Origin of the sequence: Pseudomonas sp. G11-1 (assembly GCF_024031555.1) — a bacterium.
Classification (GTDB): Bacteria; Pseudomonadota; Gammaproteobacteria; order Pseudomonadales; family Pseudomonadaceae; genus Halopseudomonas; species Halopseudomonas bauzanensis.
The window spans coordinates 24,052-49,179 of sequence record NZ_QEYQ01000002.1 but is presented as its reverse complement, the minus strand read 5'-3'; the positions used below and the strand labels follow the sequence as shown (position 1 = coordinate 49,179).

Below are 25,128 nucleotides of genomic sequence, written 5' to 3'. Positions count from 1 at the left end.
CAAGTCATCGAACACGAGGCATTTCATGGCAGGCATTCACCTTACCGAGGCTGCCCAGAGCTATCTGGCGGAGTTGTTATCCAAGCAGGACACCGACGGCATCGGTATTCGGGTATTCATCACCCAGCCCGGTACGCCTTACGCGGAGACCTGCATTGCCTATTGCAAGCCTGGTGAAGAAAAGCCCGAAGATACCGTGATCGCCCTGGAGGCTTTCCGCGTCTGGGTTGATGCTACCAGCGAGCCTTTCCTGGAAGACGCAGTTGTTGATTATTCCACTGATCGCATGGGCGGCCAACTGACCATCAAGGCGCCCAACGCCAAGGTGCCCATGGTCAATGATGACAGCCCGCTGAATGACCGCATCAATTACCTGCTGCAGACCGAGATCAACCCCGGCCTGGCCAGCCACGGCGGTGAAATCAAGCTGATCGATGTGGTCGAGGGTGGTATCGCTGTGCTGCAGTTTGGCGGTGGTTGCCAAGGGTGTGGCATGGTCGACGTGACATTGAAAGAAGGTGTCGAGAAGACTCTGGTCGCGCGGATTCCCGAGCTCAACGGGGTACGTGATGTGACCGACCACTCGGTCAAGGAAAACGCCTACTACTAAGTAGCAGCGTGTACCGGGGTGTAGCACAGATGAGCTACACCCCGGCTTATCGACTTATCTATTACGCTATTCCACGTAGCGTTCGTGCTGGTCCATCACCGCCTGTTTTATTCCCAGTTTCTCGCCGTAGATCACCCCATAGGTCAATACGCTCTGCACATAGTTGCGGGTCTCGTCGAAGGGGATGGTCTCGATCCAGATATCCGAAGGCAAGGCCGGCATGTCGCGGGTCCATTGGCGTACGCGTCCGGGGCCGGCGTTGTAGGCGGCCGAGGCGAGCACCCGGTTGCCTTCGAACAGATTGTATAGCTGGGACAGGTAAGCGGTACCCAGGGCAATATTGCGTTCGGGCAGCAGCACATCATTGGTATTACCCAGCGGAATGCCATAACGCTGAGCGGTTTCCCGGGCAGTGGCCGGCATCAGCTGCATCAGTCCCAGGGCGCCGGCATGGGAGCGGGCGTCGGTCATGAAGCCGCTTTCCTGGCGGGTAATGGCATACACCCAACTCGAATTGAGCTGGCGTAACCGCGCCTGTTCGATAATGGGATCGCGATAGGCCAGCGGAAAGCGGATCTCCAGATCGTCCCAGTGCTGCGCCTTGCTGATGCCGCGAATCGCCGGGAAGTACCAATCCATCTGACGTGCCAGCGCGGCCTGGGCGATCAGTTCCTCGCGGCTGAACAGACGCTCGGCGTGGTACCACTCGCGGCGGGCATTCACATACTCGCCACGGGCGAAGAATTCCCGGGCGCGAATAATACCGGCAGTATCCTGAACCCGAGCGGCGGCGCGCGGCTCGATGGGCACCGGCTGGTGATTGGTGGCGTAGGGCTGACGGCTACGCTCGGCTGCCAGAAAACCGTAGAAATCCCTTTCCCCTGCCAGTTGCGCATAGTCGCTCAGCAGGTCGCCGGTATCCGAGTCGGCCAATTGAGCACTGCGCAGTTGCCAGTAACGCCAGCGGCTGTGCTGCTGCAGATGGTCGGGCATGCTGCGCGTCAGATCCTGCACGGCGTTCCAACGGCCGGTGCGCAGGGCGAGCCGGGCGCGCCATTCGGTGATGGTGTCGTCCTTCATCTGCGGATCATTGGCGGCCATGAAGGGAAGCGCTTCCGGCTGATGCCGGCGAGCGAGCCGCACCCCTATGTCCCGGGTCAGCGCCAGACGTTGTTCCTCGGTGAACGGCAACTGCTGATAGTGCGGCCACAGGGCGAGGGCTGCGTCAGGGGCATCCCGGCCGAGGCGACGCAGGGCGACGGTAACCATCTCGGTCAGCTTGTCCAGCGGCTGGCTGGCGCTCGGTTGGTAGCGGCTGAATTGATTGAGCAGCTTGGGGTCGCTGGCAGTGGCGACGAAGCGTTCTGCCAGTGCGGTCTGGCTCGGCATATATCGCGTCAGATACTTGGCCAGGCCGTCCTGGCGATACAGCAGGGCTTCGCGTATGCGCTCCCAGGCGATATCCTCGGTCAGGCCACCTGCAGTCATCCAGCGTTGGAACAGCGGATCGCAGGCATTCGGCTGGGACTGGCCCACGGTCCAGAGTTCGCGGGTACGCTGCATGGCCTGCTCGGTACGGCCCTCACGCCACATCTGCATGACCAGCGGGCACTCCAGCTCGGCGGTGAGCGAGTCGGCATCCACATGCCGACGCAGCCGCTCCCAATCCTGCTCTTTGGCCAGACGCTGGAGCCAGTTCTGTTTCAAGCCGCGGGCGGCAGGGAGGTCGCCATGGGCGGTGAGGAACTGCTCGATCTCCTGATGCGGCGCGTGGTCGAGGCGCTTGCGCAGGGATTCCAGCAGCAAGTAGGGATAGAGGGGGTAATCGCTCAGGTTTGCTTTCAGGCGTTGAAACTGCGAGTGATCGCCCCGCGCCAGAGCGCTCTGGGCTTGATCGTACTGGAGCCGCTGGTCGCTGAGACGATCGGCCTGCACCGGCAGGCCGGCCAGCATGAGCAAACTGCACAGCAGGCCGGTGGATCTGACAAAATGTTTTTTCACGATATGACGCATTGACCATCCTGCCCGGGTGGGCGCAAGGCTCTGTTTTCGAAGGTGCCCGTCGTGGGCTGGTGCTCTCCAGCTTAGCCGTTTGCCGAGAGGCTTCAAAGCCATGAGCGGCAATAAACATGCAGCTGTGGTCGGCGGCAGGTAGAATGCCGGCCTGATTGCTCAAAAGGTGTTATATGGCGCTGCTTTCCTTTACCGATGTTTCCCTGGCCTACGGTCTGAATCCGTTGCTCCACAAGGTCAGCTTCCAACTCGATCGTGGTGAACGGGTTTGCCTGATCGGCCGCAACGGGGCTGGCAAGTCCAGCCTGTTCCGGTTGGTTACCGGCGAACAGCCGGCGGATGAGGGCGAGCTGTGGTTCGCGCCGGGGCTGAAAATCGGCCAGCTGCCTCAGGAATTGCCCGAAGCGGGGCAGATGAAGGTATATGACGTTGTGGCTGCTGGCCTCGAAGGCGTTGGCGAGCTGCTGGCCGAGTATCACCGTCTGGTACATGGCGAGATGGGCGAGGCGGAATTGGCGCAGCTGGAGAAAGTGCAGGGTCAGCTCGAGTCGAAGGATGGCTGGCGCCTGAATCAACTGGTTGAAACCACCCTGACGCGCCTGGGCCTGCCGGCGGAAAAGACCATGGCCGAGCTGTCCGGCGGCTGGCGTCGCCGGGTGCTGCTGGCTCAGGCGCTGGTCGGTGAGCCGGATGTACTGCTGCTCGATGAGCCGACCAACCATCTGGATATCCACACCATTGCCTGGCTGGAACAGGTACTGCTGGAATTTCGCGGTGCAGTGCTGTTCATCACCCACGACCGTCAGTTCCTGCAGGCGCTGGCCACGCGCATTATGGAGCTGGATCGCGGCCAGTTGATCGATTGGCAGGGCGACTACCGCAGCTTTCTCGAACACAAGGAGCAGCAGCTGGCCGCCGAAGCCACGGCCAATGCGCTGTTCGATAAGAAGCTGGCGCAGGAAGAAGTATGGATCCGCCAGGGCATCAAGGCCCGGCGGACCCGTAACGAAGGTCGCGTGCGGGCGCTCAAGGCCATGCGCGATGAGCGCGCTCGGCGCATCGAGCGTCAGGGCAAAGCCAGTTTCCAGATGGAAACGGCCGATGCCTCGGGCAAGCGCGTCATCGAGCTGGATCAGGTCAATTTCGCCTGGCCGGGTCAGCGCCCGCTGGTGCGCAACCTCAGTACCAATGTCATCCGTGGCGACCGTATCGGTCTGATCGGCAACAACGGCTCCGGCAAGAGTACCTTGCTGAAGTTGATGCTCGGCCAGCTCGAGCCCACCAGCGGCACTATCAAGCACGGTACCAAGCTGGAAGTGGCTTACTTCGATCAGTTGCGTGGCCAGCTGGATCTGGAAAAGACAGTGATCGACAACCTTTCAGAGGGGCGCGATTTCATCGAGATCAATGGCGAGCGCCGGCATGTGATCAGCTATCTGGGCGACTTCCTGTTCTCGCCCGAGCGTACGCGCACGCCGGTCAAGGCCCTGTCCGGTGGCGAGCGGGCGCGCTTGCTGCTGGCGCGGTTGTTCAGCAAGCCGGCCAACGTGCTGGTACTGGACGAGCCGACCAACGACCTGGACGTGGAAACCCTCGAATTGCTGGAAGAAGTGCTGGCCGGTTTCGATGGCACCGTGCTGTTGGTCAGCCACGACCGGGCCTTCCTGGATAACGTGGTCACCAGCAGCCTGGTGTTTGAGGGCCACGGCAACGTTCGTGAGTATGTAGGTGGTTATGCGGACTGGTTGCGCCAGGGCGGCAAGGTCGAATTGCTGGCGGAGTGGGGCGACGATGTAAGCGAGTCGCCAGCTCCGACCGAGTCCGCGGTCGAGCCTGAACCGGCCAAGGCGCCAGCGGCAAAAACCAAGACCAAGCTGAGCTACAAGTTGCAGCGGGAACTGGATGCCTTGCCGGCGCTGCTGGAAAAGCTGGAGGCGGAACTGGAAGCCTTGCAGCAGCAGGTCAGCGATCCCGAGTTCTATCTGCAGGCCCACGAACAGACGGCGCCTGTACTCGCGGCTCTGGAGAGCAAACAGGGCGAGCTGGACCAGGCACTGGAGCGCTGGGCTGAGTTGGAGGATATGGAGGGTTAAGCCAGGGCGCCGTTCCTACGGGAATCGGCGCCCTTGTTATTTGTGCGAGGTGGCGGGGTGTCAGCTGGCTTCTTTCTTGTGCAGGCGCACAGCGATGACATCGCAGGGGGCGCCGTGCAGCAGGTCGTTGGCGGTGGAGCCGAGCAGCAGCGCCAGCCCGTGACGGCCATGGCTGCCGACCACGATCAGATCACAACCGTATTCAGTCGCCACGCGGTGGATTTCCTGACGGGGATGGCCGAAGGCGATCTGCAGCTGTTCGGTGGGCAGACCGAAATCGCCGGCAAACAGTTGCATGCGTTCGCGGGCCTGCTCGAACTGCTGTTGCTGCAACATGGACAGATCCATGGGAACGTCGCCGCCATAGGCCATGGCCAAGGGTTCAACGACGTGGACAATGGTCAGCTTGGCATCCAGTGCCTGGGCCAGTTGTCGGGCGTGATCCGCCACGGCGCGACATTCGTCGATCAGGTCAACCGCGACCAGCACATGTGAGTAGAGCATGCGGGTTCTCTCCTTGCTTTTCGCTGATCTTAGCAGTCTTTGGCTGGAGGTCTACAGTGAATGACTGAAGGCCGATCAAATACTTGATTCTTCACCCGAATGGGGAAAAAAACCGATGATCACCTGGGTAATAGTCGGCCTGGTAGCGGCAATCCTGATTTCCAATCTGGCGAAGCTGCTACCGCGTGGCCGTGAGCGTCATCTGCACCGGTTGCGCGAGCAGGCCAGACGCTGCGGCTTTGCCGTTGAGTGGCTGCGAGAGGCACAACGGGTGAACCAGCTGGAGGGTTGTATTGCCTACCGTATGCCCCTGGAGCGCGCGCCACTGGACCGAGAATTCAGTTGCCGCCGCGATGCCGACGGTAATTGGTCGTGGCTGAACGGCTCGGCGGCAACGCCGGGGTGCCTGGAAGTGCTGGGCCAACTGCCACCGCAGGTTCGTGGTATTGATCGGCAAAGCCTGTCGGTAGTGGTGTACTGGCGAGAGCCGGATGATGCGGCGGTACTGAACCAGCTTGTCGCCGCGCTGGCGCCGCTGAAAGCGGAGGCTCGGGCAGCCTGAGCGCCATCGCTGATATCTGACGCCGGGCAGCTTGTCGCCGTTTTTTTGCTGTCATGCCAATGTGGCAGATTGACAATGGCGCGGTTTTCCATGAAGGTGTGCGTACCCGAATCAAACGAGCGTATGAATTTTGCCTGGTCAGGCATCATTCCAGTGTAGTCGGGAACTATCATGACACCGTCCGGCAGAACGGCTGGGTGGTGTTTTCTCATCTGCTTTCACAGCGTGGAGATCAGTTGATGATTTACGAAGGTAAAGCCATCACGGTTCAAATCCTTGAAGACGGCATCGCCGAACTGCGGTTCGATCTGCAGGGCGAGTCGGTCAACAAGTTCAATCAGGCCACCCTCGCCGAGCTCAAGGCGGCCGTTGACAGCATCCAGTCCAACAGCAGCATCACCGGCGTCATTGTCACCAGTGGCAAGGATGTCTTCATCGTGGGTGCCGACATCACTGAATTCGTCCAGGCCTTCCAGTTGTCCGAAGAGGAGCTGGTCACTGCCAACCTGGAAACCAACCGCATTTTCAATGCTTTCGAAGACCTGAACGTACCCACAGTCGCTGCCATCAATGGCCTGGCGCTGGGTGGTGGTCTGGAAATGTGTCTGGCTTGCGACTTCCGCGTCATGGCGCAGAGCACCAAGATCGGCCTGCCGGAAACCAAGCTGGGTATCTATCCCGGTTTCGGTGGCACCGTCCGCCTGCCGCGTCTGATTGGTGTGGACAACGCTGTTGAATGGATTGCCGGTGGCGCTGAACAGCGTGCCGACAATGCGCTGAAAGTGGGCGCTGTGGACGCTGTGGTTGCCGATGGCAAGCTGCGTGATGCGGCGCTGGACATGGTGCGCCGCGCCATTGCCGGTGAGCTGGATTTCCGCGCCAAGCGTCAGCCCAAGCTGGAAAAGATCAAGCTCAACACCATTGAGCAGATGATGGCTTTCGAAACCACCAAGGGTTTCGTTGCCGGTCAGGCTGGCCCGAACTACCCGGCGCCGGTTGAAGCGATCAAGACCATCCAGAAAGCCGCCAACCATGGCCGCGACAAGGCTCTGGAAGTTGAGGCTGCTGGCTTCGCCAAGCTGGCCAAGACCACTGTGGCTGCCTCGCTGGTGGGATTGTTCCTGAATGATCAGGCGCTCAAGAGCAAGGCCAAGAAGTACGACAAGCAAGCTGGCGACGTGAAACTGGCTGCGGTGTTGGGCGCGGGTATCATGGGTGGCGGTATCGCCTATCAGTCCGCTTCCAAGGGCACGCCGATCCTGATGAAGGATATCCGCGAGGAAGGCATCCAGCTGGGTCTGGACGAAGCCGCCAAACTGCTCGGCAAGCGCGTCGAGAAGGGCCGGATGAAGCCTGCGCAGATGGCTACGGCATTGAATGCCATTCGCCCGACCATGTCCTACGGCGATTTCGGCAACGTTGATATCGTGGTCGAAGCGGTCGTCGAGAACCCCAAGGTCAAGCACGCCGTTCTGGCCGAAGTGGAGCAGCACGTACGCGAAGACGCGATCATCGCCTCCAACACCTCGACCATCTCCATTACCTACCTGGCCCAGGCGCTGAAGCGTCCGGAAAACTTCGTTGGTATGCACTTCTTCAACCCGGTACACATGATGCCGCTGGTTGAGGTGATCCGTGGCGAGAAGTCCAGCGAGAAGGCCGTGGCTACCACCGTTGCCTACGCCAAGAAAATGGGCAAGACGCCGATCGTGGTCAATGACTGCCCGGGCTTCCTGGTCAACCGCGTACTGTTCCCGTATTTCGGCGGGTTTGCCCGTCTGATCGGTATGGGTGCCGACTTCCAGCGCGTCGACAAGATCATGGAAAAATTCGGCTGGCCCATGGGCCCGGCCTATCTGATGGACGTGGTTGGCATGGACACCGGTCACCATGGCCGTGACGTGATGGCCGAAGGTTATCCGGATCGTATGGCAGACAAGACCAAGACCGCGGTCGACGTCATGTATGAAGCCAACCGCCTGGGTCAGAAGACCGGCAAGGGCTTCTATGCCTACGAAGTGGACAAGAAGGGCAAGCCGAAGAAGGTTGTCGATGCCGAGGCCTACGAGCTGCTCAAGCCTATCGTGCAGGAACAGCGTGAGCTGACCGATGAAGAAATCATCGAGATCATGATGGTTCCGCTGTGCCTGGAAACCGTTCGCTGCCTGGAAGATGGCATTGTTGAGTCCGCTGCCGACGCCGATATGGGCCTGATCTACGGCATTGGCTTCCCTCCCTTCCGGGGCGGCGCGCTGCGCTATATCGACACCATTGGTCTGGCCGAGTTTGTGGCCATTGCTGACAAATACGCTGAGTTTGGCCCCATGTACCACCCGACTGAAAAGTTGCGTGAAATGGCTGCCACCGGCAAGAAATTCTTCGGTTAACCGCGGAACGTACAGAGCGAGAGTGAATTTATGAGCCTCAATCCAAGAGACGTTGTAATTGTCGACTTTGGCCGCACGCCGATGGGCCGATCCAAGGGTGGTATGTACCGCAATGTCCGTGCCGAGACCATGTCAGCCAAGCTGATCACTGGTCTGCTGGCGCGTAACCCGAAAATCGATCCGGCAGAAGTTGAAGATGTTATCTGGGGCTGTGTTAACCAGACCCTGGAGCAGGGCTGGAACATCGCCCGTATGGCATCGCTGATGACCCCGATCCCCCACACCAGTGCCGCCCAGACCGTCAGCCGTCTGTGTGGTTCGTCCATGAGCGCACTGCACACCGCCGCCCAGGCCATCATGACCGGCAACGGTGATGTATTTGTGATCGGCGGTGTCGAGCACATGGGTCACGTTGGCATGATGCACGGCGTTGATCCGAACCCGGCGTTGTCGCTGTATGCCGCCAAGGCTGCCGGCATGATGGGTCTGACCGCGGAAATGCTCGGCAAGATGCACGGCATTACCCGCGAGCAGCAGGATCAGTTCGGTGTGCGTTCGCACCAGCTGGCGCACAAGGCCACCGTCGAGGGCAACTTCAAGGATGAAATCATCCCGATGGAAGGCCACGACGAGAACGGCTTCCTGCGGGTGTTCACCGAGGATGAAACCATCCGCCCGGAAACCACCATGGAAAGCCTGGGCGCCCTGCGTCCTGCGTTCAACCCGAAAGGTGGCACGGTGACGGCGGGTACTTCCTCGCAGATTACCGATGGTGCTTCCTGCATGATCGTCATGTCTGCCGAGCGCGCCAAGGCCCTGGGTCTGGAGCCGCTGGCGGTCATCCGTTCCATGGCTGTCGCCGGTTGTGATCCGTCGATCATGGGCTATGGTCCGGTTCCCGCGACCAAGAAAGCGCTCAAGCGCGCTGGCATGACCATGGATGACGTCAGCCATGTCGAGTTGAACGAAGCCTTTGCGGCGCAGGCTCTGCCGGTGCTCAAGGATCTGAAACTGCTCGACCAGATGGACCAGAAGGTCAACCTGCACGGCGGCGCCATTGCCCTGGGTCACCCGTTCGGCTGTTCCGGTGCGCGTATCTCCGGCACCCTGCTGAACGTGATGAAGCAGAACAACGGTACCGTTGGTATCGCGACCATGTGTATCGGTCTGGGTCAGGGCATCACTACCGTTTTCGAACGGGTCTGATCGCTCGAGCTGTTTCAGCTTGATCCAAACAACTACCCCCGCCCATGGCGGGGGTAGTTGTTTCTGGGCTTATTGCAGCAGGGCCGCGCCGATCTTCAGCGTGGTCTCGGTCACTACCTCCACCGGCTGGGCATAGCCGCTGGCCATCCAGTACAGGGCGATGTGGATGACGCCACCCAGAATACCTGCCTGGAGCATGCGGTCGAACTGCTGACCGGGTTTTGCCAGTGCCAGGGTCATGTCATGGGTGCTGGCGCGCAGCGCATCTTCGATAGCCTGGTCCACTGCCGGGCTGATGCCGCGAATCTCCACCAGCAGCAATCTCGCCACATTCGGCTCATCTTTCAATGCCTGAAAATAACTGCCAAGCATGGCGCGGCTGCGCGCCACTGGGTCATCGCCTGCCGCCTTGGCAGCGGCGAGGTTGCGTTCGCGCAAACGCCGCGTGGCCTGTTCATAGCAGGCAAGCAGCAACTCATCACTGTGGTTGAAGGATTCATAGAAGTAACGTTGGGTCAGGCCAGCCGCTTCACACACCTGTTTTACGCCTGAATGACGGTAACCATGCTCGCCATAGACTTCGGTGGCGGCATCAATCAGCTGCTGGCGGCGCAGCGCACGCCGCTCCGCTGTCGCCGATCCCCGGTAGCGTTTGCCTGTGGTGTCTGCAGTCATGATCTGTTCTGAAAATTAAGATTGTCAGATCATAGCTGACAATATAGATTGTCAACAGGCTTCAGGGATGCTCAGCATGAATAAATTACAAGAACAATTCCAACCAGCGCCGCTGGATGTACTGATTATCGGGGCTGGTCTATCCGGTATCGGCGCCGCTCGGGCATTGATCGACAAATGCCCGGACAAACGTTATCTGATTCTCGAACGACGACAGGCCATTGGTGGAACCTGGGATCTGTTCCGTTATCCGGGGATTCGTTCGGACTCGGACATGTATACCTTAGGCTACAGCTATAAGCCCTGGGTCGGGCGCAAGGCAATAGCTGATGGGCCAGATATCAAGCGTTATATCGAGGATATTGCTGACGAGGCGGGCGTTACTCATAACATCCGCTTTGGTCATCAGGTGGTCTCGGCCAGCTGGTGCAGTGAGCAGGCCTTGTGGACGGTGCTCGTTCGGGTAACCGACGCCGCTGGCAGGCAGCGCGATGAGCAGTTGCAGGCGCGCTTCATGTCATTCTGCTCGGGCTATTACAGCTACGACGAGGCCTACCGTCCCGAGTTTCCCAACGAGGCGGAGTTTACCGGGCAGATCATCCATCCGCAGTTCTGGCCGGAAGATCTGGATTGCCGGGGTAAGCGCGTGGTGGTTATCGGGAGCGGCGCCACGGCGGTGACCCTGGTGCCGGCGTTGGCCGAGCAGGGCGCGCAGGTGACCATGCTGCAACGTTCACCCAGCTATGTCGTCTCCCGGCCATTGGTGGATGGGGTTGCCCAGCGACTGCAACGCTGGCTGCCCTTGCCGCTGGCCTACCATCTGACCCGCTGGAAGAACGTCTTGCTCGGTCAGTACTTCTACCGGCTCGCCCGCAACAAGCCCCAACGGGTCAGGGCCTATCTGTTGCATTTGCTGCAACGCCAGCTCGGTTCGGCGGTGGACATCAAGCACTTCTCGCCCAGCTACAACCCCTGGGATCAACGGGTGTGTGCCGTGCCGGACGGTGATCTGTTCCACATGCTCCGCGCCGGGCAGATCGACATTGCCACCGATACCATCGACCATTTTACTGCCCAGGGCATACAGCTCAGCTCCGGACAGGAGCTGGAAGCGGACATTATCGTGACCGCGACCGGGTTGAAGCTGAACAGCATGGGCGATGTGCAGGTGCTGGTGGATGGCAAAACGGTCAACCCAGGTGACTGCATGGCCTACAAGGGCATGATGCTCAGCGATGTACCGAACCTGATTCTTACCTTCGGTTATACCAACGCATCCTGGACGCTGAAAGCGGAACTGACCGCCAATTACATGGCCCGGCTGTTGCGCCACATGGACAAGAAAGGTGCGCGTATAGCGGTGGCGCCCCGTGATCCGGCGGTGGCGGAGCTGCCGTTTCTGAATTTCACCTCCGGCTATGTGCAGCGCGCTGCAGAGATACTACCCAAACAGGGTGATCGGCCATGCTGGCAGGTGAGTCAGAACTACCTGGCGGACAAGTATGTTATTCAGTACGGCAAGCTGGATGACGGCGTGTTGCAACTTCAATAAAACCAACAAGAAAACCAAATATGAAAATCCAGGGATGTATAGCGGTACTGACGGGGGCGGGCAGTGGGATTGGTCGAGCATTGGCTCTGGCACTGGCTCGTGAGGGTTGCCATCTGGCGCTGGTGGATATCAATGCCAACAACCTGCGTGAAACAGCGGAGCAAGCACGACATAGTGGCGTCAACGTCACCGAGCACCCGCTTGATGTAGCAGATCGAAGTGCAATCGCGGTTTTACCCGAACAGGTTATCGCCGGCCATGGGCAGGTGGACCTGCTGATCAACAATGCGGGTGTGGCCCTTGGCGGGCACTTCGATCAGCTATCGGTAGAGAATTTCGATTGGCTGATGGCAATCAACTTCGATGCGGTGGTTTGCATGACGCGGGCCTTTCTGCCGCTGCTGCGACAACGGCCAGCGGCGCGTATCGTCAATGTATCCAGCCTGTTCGGGCTGATCGCACCTGCTGGGCAAAGCGCCTACTGCGCCAGCAAGTTCGCCGTGAGGGGCTTTTCCAATGCGTTGCGCGAGGAGTTGGCCGGCAGCCCGGTGGGAGTAACGGTGGTACATCCAGGTGGGATTGCCACTTCGATTGCGACCAGCGCCAGAGGGCCTGAAGGCGCCTGCGAACATGAGCGGAAAATCCAGCTGGACCGTGCGGCCAAGTTACTGCGTATGCCGCCAGCCAAGGCAGCGGAAATCATTCTCAAGGGAATTGTGCGGGATAAAGCGCGCGTGATTGTCGGTAACGATGCGCTGATATTGTCCTGGCTGGAGCGCTTGATGCCGGTCAGCTATTGGCGGCTATTGCCCAGAATGCCCGGTGCCCAGCGCTGATGACAACGTACAATGAAAAGGAAGTGAAACGCACATGGGATATCTGTTGATTGCGTTGTTCTGCCTGGTGGTGCTGGTCGCGGCCGGGCTGTTTATTTTCACTGTCATGACTGCCCGCCGGGTGGAGCTGGGCTTGCCTGCAGAAGGGCGCTTCATCACCATCATGGGCAACCGTATCCACTATATCGAGCAGGGTCATGGCGCGCAGACCCTGTTATTGGTGCATGGCCTGAGCGGAGTATCGCAGAACTTCTCCTACCGGACGCTCGGCGAGCTGGCCAGGGATTACCGGGTAGTGGCGATCGATCGGCCCGGCAGTGGCTATTCGGAACGGCCGGATCATGCCTCTGCGTCTGTGGTGGTCCAGGCGGATGTGATAGCGGGGTTAATCGATGCGCTGAAACTGGATAAGCCCCTGCTGGTCGGCCACTCGCTGGGCGGAGCGGTGTGCCTGGCCACAGCGCTGCGCCATCCGCAAAAGCTACGCGGGTTGGCGCTGATCGCGCCGCTGACCCATATGCCTCCCGGTGGCCCCTCGTCAGCTTTTGCTGCATTGGCCATTCGTCAATCCTGGCTGCGCAAGCTGTTCGCCTGGACATTGATGGTGCCCATGGCTATTCGTCGGCGCAAGCAGGTGCTGGATATCGTATTCGGGCCGGAGGCGGTACCTGCAGATTTTCCAATCAGGGGAGGCGGGGCGCTGGGGCTGCGACCCAGCCATTTCGTGGCGGCGTCACGGGATCTGGTGGCGCTGGAGGAAGTGCTGCCGCAGATGCAGCAGCGGTATACCGATCTGCAGTTGCCGATCCGGATTCTGTATGGACGTGACGACCGGATTCTTGATCCGCAGGAGCAAGGCCAAGCCATGGTCGAGCGGCTGCCAAGTGTGGAGCTGGAGTTGATTGATGGTGGGCATATGCTGCCGCTGACCCAGCCGGATCTCACCACCGATTTTGTGCGGCGGAGCCTGCAGGCAGCGCCACTCGCTTGACTCTGCAGGCATAAAAAAACCGGAGCTTGGCTCCGGTTTGATCGCTATAGGGCTACTCAGCCCTGGACGTCACGAATCATGTTGCGGGCGATGATGACCTGCTGGATCTGCGTCGTGCCTTCATACAGACGGAACAGGCGCACATCGCGGTAGAACCGCTCAATGGCGTATTCGCTGATGTAACCGGCGCCACCGTGGATCTGCACCCCGCGGTCGGCGACCCGGCCGCACATCTCGGTGGAGAACATCTTGGCGCAGGAAGCTTCGGTACTGATGTTCCGTCCCTCGTCACGCTTGCGGGCGGCGTCCAGCACCATGCAGCGGGCGGCATAGATGTCGGCCTTGCTGTCGGCGAGCATGCCCTGGATCAGCTGGAAGTCGGCAATGCGCTGACCAAACTGCTTGCGTTCGACGGCGTACTGCAGCGAATCGGCGAGCATCCGCTCGGCGGCGCCAACGGCCAGTGCGGCGATGTGCAGGCGGCCCTTGTCGAGTACCTTCATGGCGGTCTTGAAGCCGACGCCTTCCTTGCCGCCGATCAGATTGGCGGCCGGCACCCGTACGTTCTCGAAGATCACATCGGCGGTATGGGCGCCTTTCTGGCCCATCTTCTGATCCGGTTTACCGACGGTCAGACCCGGCGTGCCGCGCTCGACGATAAAGGAGCTGATGCCGCCGGCGCCCTTGATCTCGGGATTGGTGCGGGCCATGACGGTGAAGATACCGGCGTGCGGGGCGTTGGTGATGAAGCGCTTGGTGCCGTTGATCACGTAGTCATCACCGTCGCGCACGGCAGTGGTCTTCAGTGAGGCGGCGTCGGAACCGGAATCGGGCTCGGTCAGGCAGAAGGAACTGAGGTACTCACCGGCGGCCAGCTTTGGCAGATAATGGGCTTTCTGCTCTTCGGTACCATCCAGCAGGATGCCGATGGAGCCGATGCCATTGTTGGTGCCGATGTAGGAACGGAACGCGGGAGAAGTGCGACCCAGTTCGAAGGCGATATTCACTTCTTCTTCCATGGTCACGCCCAGCCCGTTGTATTCCTCGGGGATGGTCAGACCGAACAAGCCCATGTCCTTCATCTGTTGGACGATATCCGCGGGAATGCTGTCGGTCTCGGCGACTTCATGTTCCCGGGGAATCAATTCCTGATTGACGAATTGATGGATGGAATCCAGCAGAATCTGCAGTGTTTCCGGATCACGAATCATATGCTCTCCTCAGTAGCCTGCCCGGCAGGCTGGTTATCCAGAGATCCGTCACCCGGAGCTACGTCAGCGGGTGGCAGCCTCTATGTTGTTTACCATGTTCACCAGACGCGGTCCGATGTCCTCCTCAAGCTTCTCTCGAGGCAGGTGAAAGCTCGGGCCGCCGCAGTTGAAAGCCAGCAGGCCGTGTTGCGCATGGATCATGGGGACGGCCACGGAATTGATGTCCCGCTGCCATTCGCCAATCGACATGCAATAACCGAAATCCGCGTAATCCCTGAACGCGCGCTCCAGCCCTTTGCGGATCATCGGCCAGTCGTCCTGGTGCGTGGCCCGCAGGTGATCGAGAATGAATTCCCGCTCGTTTTCCGGCATTGCTGCCAGACACGCCCGACCCATCGAGGTCAGGTGCATCGGCAGATAGGTACCTATGTGCCGGCGCGTACTCATGTTGGCCTTGCCGTAGGCCACATCCAGATAAACCATCTGTAGCCGGTCCCTGGCTGCCATTGCCACCGACGCCTGCGCATAAGCGGCCATTTCTTCCATCAGCGGATGGGAGGAGGCGCGCACCGACAGGTTCGACAGCAGCGCATAACCAATGCCCATCACGCCCACATCCAACTGGTACTTGCCTGTCTGCACTTGCCGCTTCAGACAGCCAAGCCGGCTCAACGTATGCGTCAGCCGCGTAACCGTTGCCTTTGGCAAACCGGTTTTCGTGGCCAGATCCTGATTGCCCAGCAGCGTTTCCCGCGGGGTAAAGCACCGCAGGATCTCCACTCCACGCGCCAAGGCCGTGACGAAATGTCGGTCCTTGGGCGCCTCGTCAAAGGCGCTCAACGGATCGAGCATCTGTGCATCGAAGGCGTCCGCATCTGAAGCCTGTTCATTTAAATTGCTTGTCGGCGGATTGTGACTGGCACGCATGTTATCTCCAGCTTTCATGAAATATCAACAAAACAAAATCAAATACTGCACAGTGAAACGCGAGTTCGTCAGAAAAGCAGGTAAATATACCGGCGCTCGGGGCTATAGCCTTGCGAGAGGGGTCTGCTGCTTTACTCAGCTTGCCGGCGAAACTATGATTATCGCGGAATACGGAATCTTATACTGCATAGCGAAACTCCATTCAATAATCTGCTTCGGGGCCGGCTTCGTGCTCTGTTGCATGGAACTGTGAAGCCAGCTGTCGTTGCGCAGTGTTAGAGTCTGGTCAAACAGAATGATCAAAACCGCGGTACTTCAGGGGTGCGATGCGGGCCCATGCTGCGGAATTCGTTGGGAACGAAGTCGCTGGCTTCATGGCAACAGGAAAACTGAATGGGTGCGCTGACTGGAATACGGGTACTGGATCTGAGCCGGGTGCTGGCTGGGCCATGGTGTGGTCAGATTCTGGCCGATCTCGGAGCTGAGGTAATCAAGGTCGAGCGGCCCGGATGCGGTGATGACACCCGTGGCTGGGGGCCGCCCTGGATGAAGGACAGCGCTGGGGAATGGACGGCCGAAGCCTCCTATTACCAATCAGCCAATCGGGGCAAACGGTCGGTTGCGATTGACCTGGCCAGTGCCGAAGGCCAGGAGCTGGTACGGGCGCTGGTGGCCGATTGCGACGTGCTGATCGAGAATTATAAGGCCGGCTCGCTCAAGAAATATGGGCTGGATTACGCGACCCTCGCGCAGATCAATCCGCGTCTGGTGTACTGCTCCATCACCGGCTTCGGTCAGACCGGGCCGCGGGCGGCAGAGCCGGGCTACGATTTCATCATCCAGGGCCTGGGTGGGCTGATGAGCATCACCGGTGAGCGCGACGATCTGCCCGGTGGTGGGCCGCAGAAGACCGGGGTGGCCTTCTCTGACCTGATGACCGGGCTGTACTCCACCATTGCCATCCAGGCGGCATTGATCAACCGGGAGAAGACCGGGCGCGGCCAGCATTGCGATATGGCATTGCTGGATGTACAGGTAGCGACTCTGGCCAACCAGAGCATGAATTACCTGGCCTCGGGCAAGGTGCCGGGGCGCTATGGCAATGCCCACGCCAATATCGTGCCTTATCAGGTCTTTCGAGCGGCCGACCGGGACTTCATCATCGCCTGTGGCAATGACTCCCAGTTCGTGGCCCTGTGTGATGCCATCGGTCTGCCAGAGCTGCCGGCGGACCCCCGCTTTATCCGTAATGCGGACCGGGTTCGTAACCGGGAGCAGGTGGTGGACATTCTGGCGGCCCATTTTCTCGGCGGCATGGCCGATGAATGGGTAGCGAAGATCCATGCGGTCAAGGTACCGGTGGGTGCCATCAACAATATTGCCCAGGCGCTGGAGGAACCGCAGGTCCAGGCTCGGGACATGCTGGTCAACATGCCTCATCCGCTCAATCCGGACTTCACCATGGTGGGCAGCCCGATCAAGCTGTCCGAGACGCCGGTGGAATATCAGCGGCCGGCGCCGATGCTGGGGCAGGATACCGAAGCGGTATTGCGTGAGCGCCTGGGATTGAGCGCCGAGCAGTTGGCGGGGCTGAAGGCGCTGGGCATTATCGAGCAGTCGCCCTGAACAATCCCGCCTGTCAGTCTTTACACAGGTCGCTGCGATGACGCAGCGGCCTACTGTTCCGGCACTGGCAGTGCCAGCGATTCCTTCACTTCTTCCATGACGATGTAGCTTTTCGACTCGCGCACGTGCGGCAGTTTCAACAGGATGTCGCCAAGCAGTTTGCGGTAGGACGCCATCTCGTTGATGCGAGCCTTGATCAGGTAGTCGAAATCGCCCGAGACCAGGTGGCATTCCAGAACGTGGGGCAGTTTGAGTACCGCACGGCGGAACTCCTCGAAGATGTCGCCGGATTTGTAGGACAGATTTATCTCCACGAAGACCAGCAAACCTGCTTCCAGATGGGCGGGATTCAGGCGGGCGCTGTAGCCCATGATCACGCCTTCGCGTTCCAGCCGGCGGACCCGTTCGGTACAGGGCGTGGTGGACAGACCCACGCGTTCACCCAGTTCGGTAAAGGCGAGACGGCCTTCTTCCTGCAGTTCTCTTAGGATCTGGCGATCGATGCGATCGAGTTCTCGCTGGGCACGATGTTTGGTTCTCATTGGGGGATCTGACTAGACCTTTGGCTAATTGAACGAAAATTAACGCCAAATATAGCGGATTAAATAGTGAATTCAACTGTTGTGGCTCTCCTATAATCCCGGTCACTGCGATAAGCCCGGTAGAGGCGAGGAGTTTCATGATGCGTATTCTGATTCTTGGTAGTGGTGTTGTAGGCACCACCAGTGCTTATTATCTTGCCAGGGAAGGGTTCGAAGTGACCGTGATCGACCGCCAGTCTGGCGTGGCGGAAGAGACCAGTCACGCCAACGCCGGGCAGATCTCCCCCGGGTACGCATCGCCCTGGGCCGCACCGGGTGTGCCCTTGAAGGCTATTAAATGGATGTTGCAGAAGCATGCGCCGCTGAGCATCAAGCCGACCGGTGATATCAATCAGTATCTGTTCATGGCGCGCATGCTGCGCAACTGCACTGCCGCGCGTTACGCCGTGAACAAGGAGCGCATGGTCCGCTTGTCCGAATACAGTCGTGACTGCATGGACGAGCTGCGCGCCGAAACCGGCATTCAATACGAAGGGCGTCAGCGCGGCACCACTCAATTGTTCCGAACCCAGGCCCAGCTTGATAGCGCGGCCAAGGACATCGCGGTACTTGAACAGATGGGAGTGCCCTACGAACTGCTGGATCGCAACACCCTGGCCTCGGCTGAGCCAGCGCTGGCCAAAGTGGCACATAAGCTGAGCGGCGGCCTGCGCCTGCCCAATGATCAGACCGGCGATTGCCTGATGTTTACCCGCCGCATTGCCGAAATGGCGCGCGAACTGGGCGTGGAGTTCCGCTTCAACCAGAACATCGAACGTCTGGATTACGCCGGTGATCGCCTCAATGGCGTTTGGGTCGATGGCAAGCTGGAAACCGCCGATAGCTATGTCATGGCGCTGGGCAGCTACAGTCCGCACATGCTGGCCCCTCTGGGAATCACTGCGCCGATCTACCCGCTCAAGGGGTACTCGATCACCGTGCCGGTCACCAATTCGGACATGGCTCCGGTATCCACCATGTTGGACGAGACCTATAAGGTGGCCATTACCCGTTTCGATAACCGCATCCGCGTCGGTGGCATGGCGGAAATTCGCGGCTACGATCTGAAGATTGACCCACGCAAAGGGCAAACCCTGAAAATGATCGTCGAGGATCTGTTCCCCGAAGGCGCGGATACTTCGACCATCGACCTGTGGACCGGCCTGCGCCCGGCGACGCCCGATGGTACGCCGATCATCGGCAAAACCCGCTATCGCAATTTATTCCTGAATACCGGCCATGGCACCCTGGGCTGGACCATGTCCTGCGGCTCGGCGCGCCTGCTGGCTGATATGATGGCGAAAAAGCCTTCGGCGATCAGCACTGCCGGATTCGACATATCGCGCTACGGCGACAACAAAGAGGCTGACCAACATGCACATCCAGCGACTGCACACTGACAACCGGATGAGCCAGATCGTCATCCACCATGGCACCGTCTATCTGGCGGGTCAGGTTGGCGAGAGCATGGACGCAGGTATCGAACAGCAAACGCAGGAGACCCTGCAGGAAATAGAAAAGCTGCTCGCCGAGGCGGGCAGTGACAAACAGCATATCCTTTCGGTAACTATCTACCTGAAGGATATCGCTCGTGATTTCGCCGGCATGAATGCCGTGTGGGATCGCTGGCTGCCCGAGGGCGTCGCCCCCGTGCGAGCCACTGTAGAGGCCGGAATGTGCGAATCGGATATTCTGGTCGAAATGTCAGTAGTTGCCGCACTGCCTGAAATAACGCGGCCCGACAACCTATAAATCTAACAAGTTGAGATAAGTAAGATGAACAAAAACTCTTGGCAAATTGCCTTGGCGTACATGTCCGTGGTTATCGGTGGCGGCTTTGCCTCCGGTAACGAAGTGCTGCAATTCTTCACCGGTTACGGTATTGCCGGGGTTGCAGGATCGGTTGTATCAGCCGTGCTTTTTGCCTTCCTGGGCATGCAGATCGCCCGCATCAGCTCCATCATGCAGGCCGGATCGCATAAGCAGGTGCTCTACATCATTTTCGGCAAGCAAGCGGGTTTTGTCGTCGATCTTATTCTGTCGTTCTTTCTGTACGGCGTGGGTGTGGTCATGCTCGCTGGCGCGGGCTCGACCCTCGCCCAGCAGTTTGGTCTGGACCCGCTGGTGGGTTCCGTCCTGATGACCGTGCTGGTGATCGGCACCCTGTGTCTGAACGTCAAGGGCATCATCAACCTGATCAGTGCGGTTATGCCGTTCCTGTTGATTCTGGTTCTGGCGATCATGGTCTACTCCATTGTCACCAGCACCGGCTCTACCGAAGAGCTGAACCAGGCGGCAACTGATGTACCGGTCATCACCTTCCTTGGCGCTGAAGTATCGCACTGGGCCTTGAGTGGCTTGCTCTACGCATCCTTCAATATCGCCGTGGGCTTTCCCATGCTGGCAGTCATCGGTGGCCTGACCAAATCGCCGAGAGCGGCTGGGCGCGGCGGTGTGGTAGGAGGTTTGGGGTTGGGCTTTCTGATCATCCTGTTGAACATCGGCCTGTTTGCCAACCTGGACAAGCTGCAGGGTATCGAGATCCCCACACTGATGCTGGCGCAGAATATTCATCCATGGCTGGCGGTGCTCCTGTCCCTGGCGCTGGTCGCCATGATCTACAGTACTGCGGTCGGGATGTTCTTTGCCTTCAGCGCCCGTTTCGCTGCGCCGGAAACCAAGCGCTTCAAAGTCTTGAGTGCCATCTTCACGGTGGTCGGGCTGGGCTTGAGCCAGGTCGGCTTCACCAAGCTGGTGGGTACCGTCTATCCGATGCTGGGTGTGGTTGGGCTGGTGTTGATCATCGCCATCGCGGCGAGCTGGATTCGCACCCGCAAGCGTTCCACCGAAGAGCTGGCCAAGGAGGCCCAGAGCCGAATCTGACGATCTCGGTTCATGAACAAGGCCGCCGTCCGCTCAGCTGATGGCGGCCTTGTCGTTTGTAGAGCAGATCAGTAGCTGACCTCGGGCAACTGGATGCGCTCCAGACGCACTTTATCGGTGGGCGCCATCACGGTTGCCACGCCGTCCACCACTTTCTTGGCATCCTGATTGATCACCCGGGTGGCAATCTTCAGCCGGTTCTTCGGCAGTTTTTCCAATACTTCCAGCTCGATGCGGATCTCATCATCAAGACGTACCGGCCGCAGGAAGTTCAACTCCTGGCCTATATAGATAGTGCCCGGCCCGGGCAGCTCGCAGGCGATCGCGGCGGAGATGAGCGCGCCCGACAGCATGCCGTGGGCGATGCGGCCCTTGAACGGGGTGGTCTCGGCAAACTGCTGGTCGAGATGCACCGGATTCACATCTCCCGAAACAGTGGCAAACAGAATCAGGTCCCGTTCGCTGACGATATGGCTGACACTGGCGGTGTCGCCTACACGGACTTCATCGTAGGTGCGGTTTTCTAGCATGGACATGGAAAAACTCCGATAGTGTCTGGGTTGACATGCAACCGTATTCAGACAATTGATGAAACAGAACGCGGTTTTGTGTTTTTTGCTATTGCTGGTAATTTTGGCTTGGATAATAACAGCGCAGGTGCCTGGCCTGACAGTCAGCGCCCCAACGGGAGAGAAGGATTAAAATGGAAGCATCATTCTGGAATGACAAACGCCCACCGGGGGTGGCTCACGATATTGATCTGAGCCAGTTCAATTCAATCATCGAAGTATTCGAATCGTCCTGCGCGCAGCATGCCGACACGCCGGCCTTCACCAACATGGGGGTAACCCTGAGCTACGGTGAGCTGGAACGCCAATCCGCAGCCTTCGCCAGCTACATCCAGAACTATACCGACCTCAAACCCGGCGACCGTATTGCCATTCAGATGCCCAACGTGTTGCAGTTTCCCATCGCCGTCTTCGGCGCCATGCGCGCTGGGCTGGTGGTGGTCAATACCAACCCGCTGTACACCGCCCGGGAAATGCGCCATCAGTTCACCGACTCCGGTGCGCGTGCGTTGATCTACATGAACCTGTTCGGCCACCTGGTGCAGGAAGTGCTGCCTGATACCGAGATCAAGTACCTGTTCGAGGCGCGCATGGGCGATATGCTGCCGCCGGTCAAGGGGCTGCTGATCAATGCCGCGGTCAAGCATGTGAAGAAAATGGTGCCGACCTATCGTCTGCCACAGGCGGTGTCATTCAAGAAGGCGCTGGCTCGTTGCCAGAACCTGTCGCCCATGCCGGTCACCCGCACGCTGGATGATATTGCCGTACTGCAATACACCGGCGGCACCACCGGGGTGGCCAAGGGCGCCATGCTGACCCATGGCAACCTGGTGGCCAACATGTTGCAGGTGCATGCCAACCTGCAGCAGCTGGGCCAGGACGGCCAGCGGTTGCTGCCCGACGGCGGTGAGGTAATCATCGCGCCCCTGCCGCTGTACCACATCTTCGCGTTTACCGTGAATTGCATGTGCATGATGCTGGCCGGGCACCACAACGTGCTTATCACCAATCCGCGTGATATCCCGGGCTTCATCAAGGAATTGAAGAAGTGGCAGTTTTCTTCGATCGTCGGGCTGAATACGCTGTTCGTCGCGCTGATGGAGCATCCGGAGTTCGACGAGCTGGATTTCACCCGACTCAAGAGCACCACCTCCGGCGGCACCGCACTGGTCAAGGCGACAGCCGAGCGCTGGCAGAGCCGAACCGGCAGCGGTATCGGTGAAGGCTATGGCTTGACCGAGTGTTCACCGGTGGTCTGCTCCAGTCCCGGTGATGGCCTGGCGAGACTGGGCACCGTGGGTTTGCCGGTACCCGGCACGGCGGTGAAGGTGATTGATGAAAATGGCGTCGAGCTGCCGTTGGGTGAGCGCGGCGAGTTATGCGTCAAGGGGCCACAAGTGATGAAAGGCTACTGGCAGCGCGACGAAGCCACTGCCGAGGCGATGGATGCCGATGGCTGGTTCAAGACCGGTGATGTTGCCGTGATCGATGAGGACGGCTTCGTCAGCATCGTGGACCGGATCAAGGACCTGGTGATTGTGTCCGGTTTCAACGTCTACCCCAACGAGATTGAAGATGTAGTCTCGGCTCACCCCAAGGTGGCCAGCGCAGCGGTGATTGGAGTACCGGACGAGAAGTCGGGCGAGGCAGTGAAGCTGTTTGTCGTGCCCTCGGCCGCTGATCTGACGGTGGAGGAGCTGAAAGCCTATTGCCGCTCCAATTTCACCGGCTACAAGGTACCCAAGCATTATGAGATCCGCGACTCGCTGCCCATGAGTCCGGTTGGCAAGATCCTGCGTCGGGAATTGCGCGACCAGTAACTTTCCATTGATTGTCGAATACAAAAACCGGCTGACTGATCAGTCGGTTTTTGTCCTTCTCGTCCCGCTTTTCTCCGTCACTTCGGATCACTTCCGCGCTATGGCCTGAGCCCAAAAAAGCTGTTAGGCTGCAGCCACTTTTCGACCGGAATGGATGAAATATTCACAAAAGGTCGAAACCCGATTCTGCCTGATAGTAGGGGCTCACCGCATCATCCCGGACTGGCGAAGCCAGCCGAGGCCAGAGCTTCGATAACCAAATACAATAGCAGCGGTAATTGCAACCGGACGCATTACAGGGGGTATTCATGCACGCGAGTTTTTGGACCGACAAGTATCCGGAGGGCATTCCCACCGAGATCAATCCTGATCAATACCCCAATGTTCTGGCGGTCCTCAAGGATTCATGCGAGCGTTTCGCCGACAGGCCAGCCTTTACCAACCTCGGCAAGACCATTACCTGGGGCGAAATGTATCACCTGTCAGGTGAGTTTGCTGCCTACCTGCAGACCCATGCCGGTCTGCAGCCGGGCGACCGTATCGCCGTACAGCTGCCGAACGTGTTGCAGTACCCCATCGTCGTGTTCGGTGCCATGCGCGCCGGCTATGTAGTGGTCAACACCAATCCGCTGTATACCGCCCGGGAAATGGAACACCAGTTCAACGATTCCGGTGCCAAGGCGCTGGTTTGCCTGGCCAACATGGCGCACCTGGCGGAGGAAGTGGTGCCGAAGACTGGCGTCAAGCACGTCATCGTGACCGAGGTCGGCGACATGCTGCCGCCGCTCAAGCGGGTGCTGGTCAACGCGGTGGTCAAGCATGTGAAGAAGATGGTTCCTGCCTGGTCCATTCCCGGCTCGGTGCCTTTCACCAAGGCCATGAAGGTCGGTGCCAAGGCCGACTTCCGTGAAGCCAATCCCAGCGCTGAAGATACCGCTGTGCTGCAATACACCGGCGGCACCACCGGCGTGGCCAAAGGGGCCATGCTGACGCATCGCAACCTGCTGGCCAATATGCTGCAGTGCAAGGTGATGATGCCGGAGAACATGAAAGAGGGCGAAGAGGTCATCATCTGTCCGCTGCCGCTCTATCACATCTACGCTTTCACCTTCCATTGCATGTCGGTCATGCTGCTGGGAGGGCAGAACGTTCTGATTACCAACCCGCGGGATATCCCGGCGACCGTCAAGGAAATGAAGCAGTACCGCTTCAGCGCCTTTGTTGGTCTTAACACCCTGTTTGCCGCCCTGTGCAACAACGAGCAGTTCCGTCAACTGGACTTCAGCGCCATGAAGCTGACCCTGTCCGGCGGCATGGCCCTGCAACAGGCTACCGCCGAGCGCTGGCACAAGGTGACGGGTTGTGAGGTGTCCGAAGGCTACGGCATGACTGAAACCAGTCCGGTGGTCTCGGTCAACCCGACCCATGCCACGCAACTGGGCACCATCGGTATCCCGGTCCCTTCGACCCTGTGCAAGGTGATCGATGACGATGGTCAGGAGCTGCCGGTGGGCGAGCGCGGCGAGTTGTGCGTCAAGGGCCCGCAAGTGATGAAGGGCTATTGGCAGCGCCAGGAGGCTACCGATGAAGTGCTCAGCGCGGACGGCTGGTTGCAGACCGGTGATATCGCCATCATCCAGGAAGACGGCTACATGCGCATCGTCGACCGCAAGAAGGATATGATCGTGGTGTCCGGCTTCAACGTCTATCCCAACGAGTTGGAAGATGTGATGGCGGCGATCCCGGGTGTACTGCAATGCGCAGCCATCGGCGTTCCCAGCGACAAGTCCGGCGAGGCGATCAAGGTGTTCGTGGTCAGGGAGCCGGGTGCGCAGCTGACCGCCGAACAGGTCAAGACTCACATGCGTGACAAGCTGACCGCTTACAAGGTGCCCAAGGACGTGGAGTTCCGCGACAGCCTGCCGACTACCAACGTTGGCAAGATCCTGCGCCGCGAGCTGCGTGACGAGGAACTGAAGAAACTCGGCGCAGCATAACGCCCGATTCTTTGCGACAATAAGCCCCGCCCGGGTCCTCCGGGCGGGGCTTTTTCGTGCTGCCGCCTGAATTGCCCCGCATGAC

The 25,128-nt window shown here is 59.4% G+C and carries 21 protein-coding genes; 14 read left to right on the top strand and 7 right to left on the bottom strand.

What is annotated here, in order from left to right; all coding sequences use genetic code 11:
* Nucleotides 1-25: 25 nt before the first annotated feature.
* Nucleotides 26-610, top strand: coding sequence for a Fe-S biogenesis protein NfuA (gene nfuA, locus DHB74_RS06425; protein WP_036992289.1), 585 nt, complete (start codon nt 26-28; stop codon nt 608-610).
* A 66-nt stretch (nt 611-676) separates the two neighbouring features.
* Here the strand turns inward: nfuA and DHB74_RS06420 are convergent, their stop codons facing one another.
* The gene (locus tag DHB74_RS06420) at nt 677-2,623 is read right to left on the bottom strand and encodes a transglycosylase SLT domain-containing protein (protein ID WP_169304620.1); all 1,947 of its coding nucleotides are present in this window, start codon (nt 2,621-2,623) and stop codon (nt 677-679) included.
* Nucleotides 2,624-2,796: 173 nt separating this feature from the next.
* Here DHB74_RS06420 and DHB74_RS06415 point away from each other — a divergent pair, with 173 nt between their 5' ends.
* A complete protein-coding gene (locus DHB74_RS06415) occupies nt 2,797-4,716 on the top strand; it encodes an ATP-binding cassette domain-containing protein (protein WP_499161044.1) in 1,920 nt (639 codons plus the stop codon).
* A gap of 60 nt (nt 4,717-4,776) precedes the next feature.
* On the opposite strand, the gene DHB74_RS06410 is transcribed toward DHB74_RS06415, so the two are convergent.
* The gene (locus DHB74_RS06410; protein WP_036992287.1) at nt 4,777-5,220 is read right to left on the bottom strand and encodes a universal stress protein; all 444 of its coding nucleotides are present in this window, start codon (nt 5,218-5,220) and stop codon (nt 4,777-4,779) included.
* Nucleotides 5,221-5,335: 115 nt separating this feature from the next.
* Between DHB74_RS06410 and DHB74_RS06405 the strand changes: the two genes are divergently transcribed.
* The 3 genes from DHB74_RS06405 to fadA all read left to right on the top strand — a co-directional run bounded on the left by DHB74_RS06405 (nt 5,336) and on the right by fadA (nt 9,375).
* Nucleotides 5,336-5,782: a hypothetical protein gene (locus DHB74_RS06405; protein WP_036992286.1), complete on the top strand. Its 447-nt coding sequence runs from the start codon at nt 5,336-5,338 to the stop codon at nt 5,780-5,782.
* A 239-nt stretch (nt 5,783-6,021) separates the two neighbouring features.
* Nucleotides 6,022-8,169 carry a fatty acid oxidation complex subunit alpha FadB gene (gene fadB / locus DHB74_RS06400; protein WP_280165590.1) on the top strand — a complete coding sequence of 716 codons (2,148 nt, stop codon included), beginning with the start codon at nt 6,022-6,024 and terminating at the stop codon, nt 8,167-8,169.
* 30 nt (nt 8,170-8,199) lie between these two features.
* Entirely contained in the window at nt 8,200-9,375 is a 1,176-nt protein-coding gene (fadA, locus tag DHB74_RS06395; RefSeq protein WP_036992284.1) for an acetyl-CoA C-acyltransferase FadA, read from the top strand.
* 69 nt (nt 9,376-9,444) lie between these two features.
* On the opposite strand, the gene DHB74_RS06390 is transcribed toward fadA, so the two are convergent.
* On the bottom strand, nt 9,445-10,050 hold the full coding sequence (locus DHB74_RS06390; RefSeq protein WP_136869894.1) for a TetR/AcrR family transcriptional regulator: 606 nt from the start codon (nt 10,048-10,050) through the stop codon (nt 9,445-9,447).
* A gap of 76 nt (nt 10,051-10,126) precedes the next feature.
* On the opposite strand from DHB74_RS06390, the gene DHB74_RS06385 reads away from it, so the two are divergent.
* From DHB74_RS06385 to DHB74_RS06375, 3 genes are read left to right on the top strand one after another with little or no spacing between them, the layout of a single operon-like run.
* The gene (locus DHB74_RS06385) at nt 10,127-11,602 is read left to right on the top strand and encodes a flavin-containing monooxygenase (RefSeq protein ID WP_136869895.1); all 1,476 of its coding nucleotides are present in this window, start codon (nt 10,127-10,129) and stop codon (nt 11,600-11,602) included.
* 20 nt (nt 11,603-11,622) lie between these two features.
* Nucleotides 11,623-12,438 carry an SDR family NAD(P)-dependent oxidoreductase gene (locus DHB74_RS06380; RefSeq protein ID WP_051611276.1) on the top strand — a complete coding sequence of 272 codons (816 nt, stop codon included), beginning with the start codon at nt 11,623-11,625 and terminating at the stop codon, nt 12,436-12,438.
* Between the two features lie 34 nt (nt 12,439-12,472).
* On the top strand, nt 12,473-13,429 hold the full coding sequence (locus tag DHB74_RS06375; RefSeq protein WP_136869896.1) for an alpha/beta fold hydrolase: 957 nt from the start codon (nt 12,473-12,475) through the stop codon (nt 13,427-13,429).
* A gap of 56 nt (nt 13,430-13,485) precedes the next feature.
* On the opposite strand, the gene DHB74_RS06370 is transcribed toward DHB74_RS06375, so the two are convergent.
* Both DHB74_RS06370 and DHB74_RS06365 read right to left on the bottom strand, forming a co-directional pair.
* Nucleotides 13,486-14,640: an acyl-CoA dehydrogenase family protein gene (locus DHB74_RS06370; protein ID WP_136869897.1), complete on the bottom strand. Its 1,155-nt coding sequence runs from the start codon at nt 14,638-14,640 to the stop codon at nt 13,486-13,488.
* Nucleotides 14,641-14,703: 63 nt separating this feature from the next.
* Complete coding sequence (locus tag DHB74_RS06365; RefSeq protein WP_499161043.1) at nt 14,704-15,585, bottom strand: IclR family transcriptional regulator; 882 nt, start codon at nt 15,583-15,585, stop codon at nt 14,704-14,706.
* Nucleotides 15,586-15,960: 375 nt separating this feature from the next.
* Between DHB74_RS06365 and DHB74_RS06360 the strand changes: the two genes are divergently transcribed.
* Nucleotides 15,961-17,193, top strand: coding sequence for a CaiB/BaiF CoA transferase family protein (locus tag DHB74_RS06360; protein WP_036992277.1), 1,233 nt, complete (start codon nt 15,961-15,963; stop codon nt 17,191-17,193).
* 50 nt (nt 17,194-17,243) lie between these two features.
* Here DHB74_RS06360 and DHB74_RS06355 read toward each other — a convergent pair whose 3' ends face one another.
* The gene (locus tag DHB74_RS06355) at nt 17,244-17,735 is read right to left on the bottom strand and encodes an Lrp/AsnC ligand binding domain-containing protein (RefSeq protein WP_036992276.1); all 492 of its coding nucleotides are present in this window, start codon (nt 17,733-17,735) and stop codon (nt 17,244-17,246) included.
* 140 nt (nt 17,736-17,875) lie between these two features.
* On the opposite strand from DHB74_RS06355, the gene DHB74_RS06350 reads away from it, so the two are divergent.
* Genes DHB74_RS06350 through DHB74_RS06340 form a run of 3 tightly spaced genes read left to right on the top strand, consistent with a single transcriptional unit; the run spans nt 17,876 to nt 20,657 of the window.
* Nucleotides 17,876-19,174 carry a D-amino acid dehydrogenase gene (locus DHB74_RS06350; RefSeq protein WP_499161376.1) on the top strand — a complete coding sequence of 433 codons (1,299 nt, stop codon included), beginning with the start codon at nt 17,876-17,878 and terminating at the stop codon, nt 19,172-19,174.
* Nucleotides 19,149-19,526, top strand: a complete 378-nt coding sequence (locus tag DHB74_RS06345) for a RidA family protein (RefSeq protein ID WP_036992274.1) — start codon at nt 19,149-19,151, stop codon at nt 19,524-19,526. Before DHB74_RS06350 ends, DHB74_RS06345 begins: the two co-directional genes overlap by 26 nt.
* A 24-nt stretch (nt 19,527-19,550) precedes the next feature.
* On the top strand, nt 19,551-20,657 hold the full coding sequence (locus DHB74_RS06340) for a YkvI family membrane protein (protein WP_036992272.1): 1,107 nt from the start codon (nt 19,551-19,553) through the stop codon (nt 20,655-20,657).
* A 68-nt stretch (nt 20,658-20,725) separates the two neighbouring features.
* On the opposite strand, the gene DHB74_RS06335 is transcribed toward DHB74_RS06340, so the two are convergent.
* Nucleotides 20,726-21,193, bottom strand: a complete 468-nt coding sequence (locus tag DHB74_RS06335; protein WP_136869899.1) for a MaoC/PaaZ C-terminal domain-containing protein — start codon at nt 21,191-21,193, stop codon at nt 20,726-20,728.
* Between the two features lie 167 nt (nt 21,194-21,360).
* Between DHB74_RS06335 and DHB74_RS06330 the strand changes: the two genes are divergently transcribed.
* Nucleotides 21,361-23,046 carry a long-chain-fatty-acid--CoA ligase gene (locus DHB74_RS06330; protein ID WP_136869900.1) on the top strand — a complete coding sequence of 562 codons (1,686 nt, stop codon included), beginning with the start codon at nt 21,361-21,363 and terminating at the stop codon, nt 23,044-23,046.
* A 308-nt stretch (nt 23,047-23,354) separates the two neighbouring features.
* Nucleotides 23,355-25,043 (top strand): long-chain-fatty-acid--CoA ligase FadD1, encoded by a 1,689-nt coding sequence (gene fadD1, locus DHB74_RS06325; protein ID WP_136869901.1) that lies wholly within the window; start codon nt 23,355-23,357, stop codon nt 25,041-25,043.
* Nucleotides 25,044-25,128 lie beyond the last annotated feature (85 nt).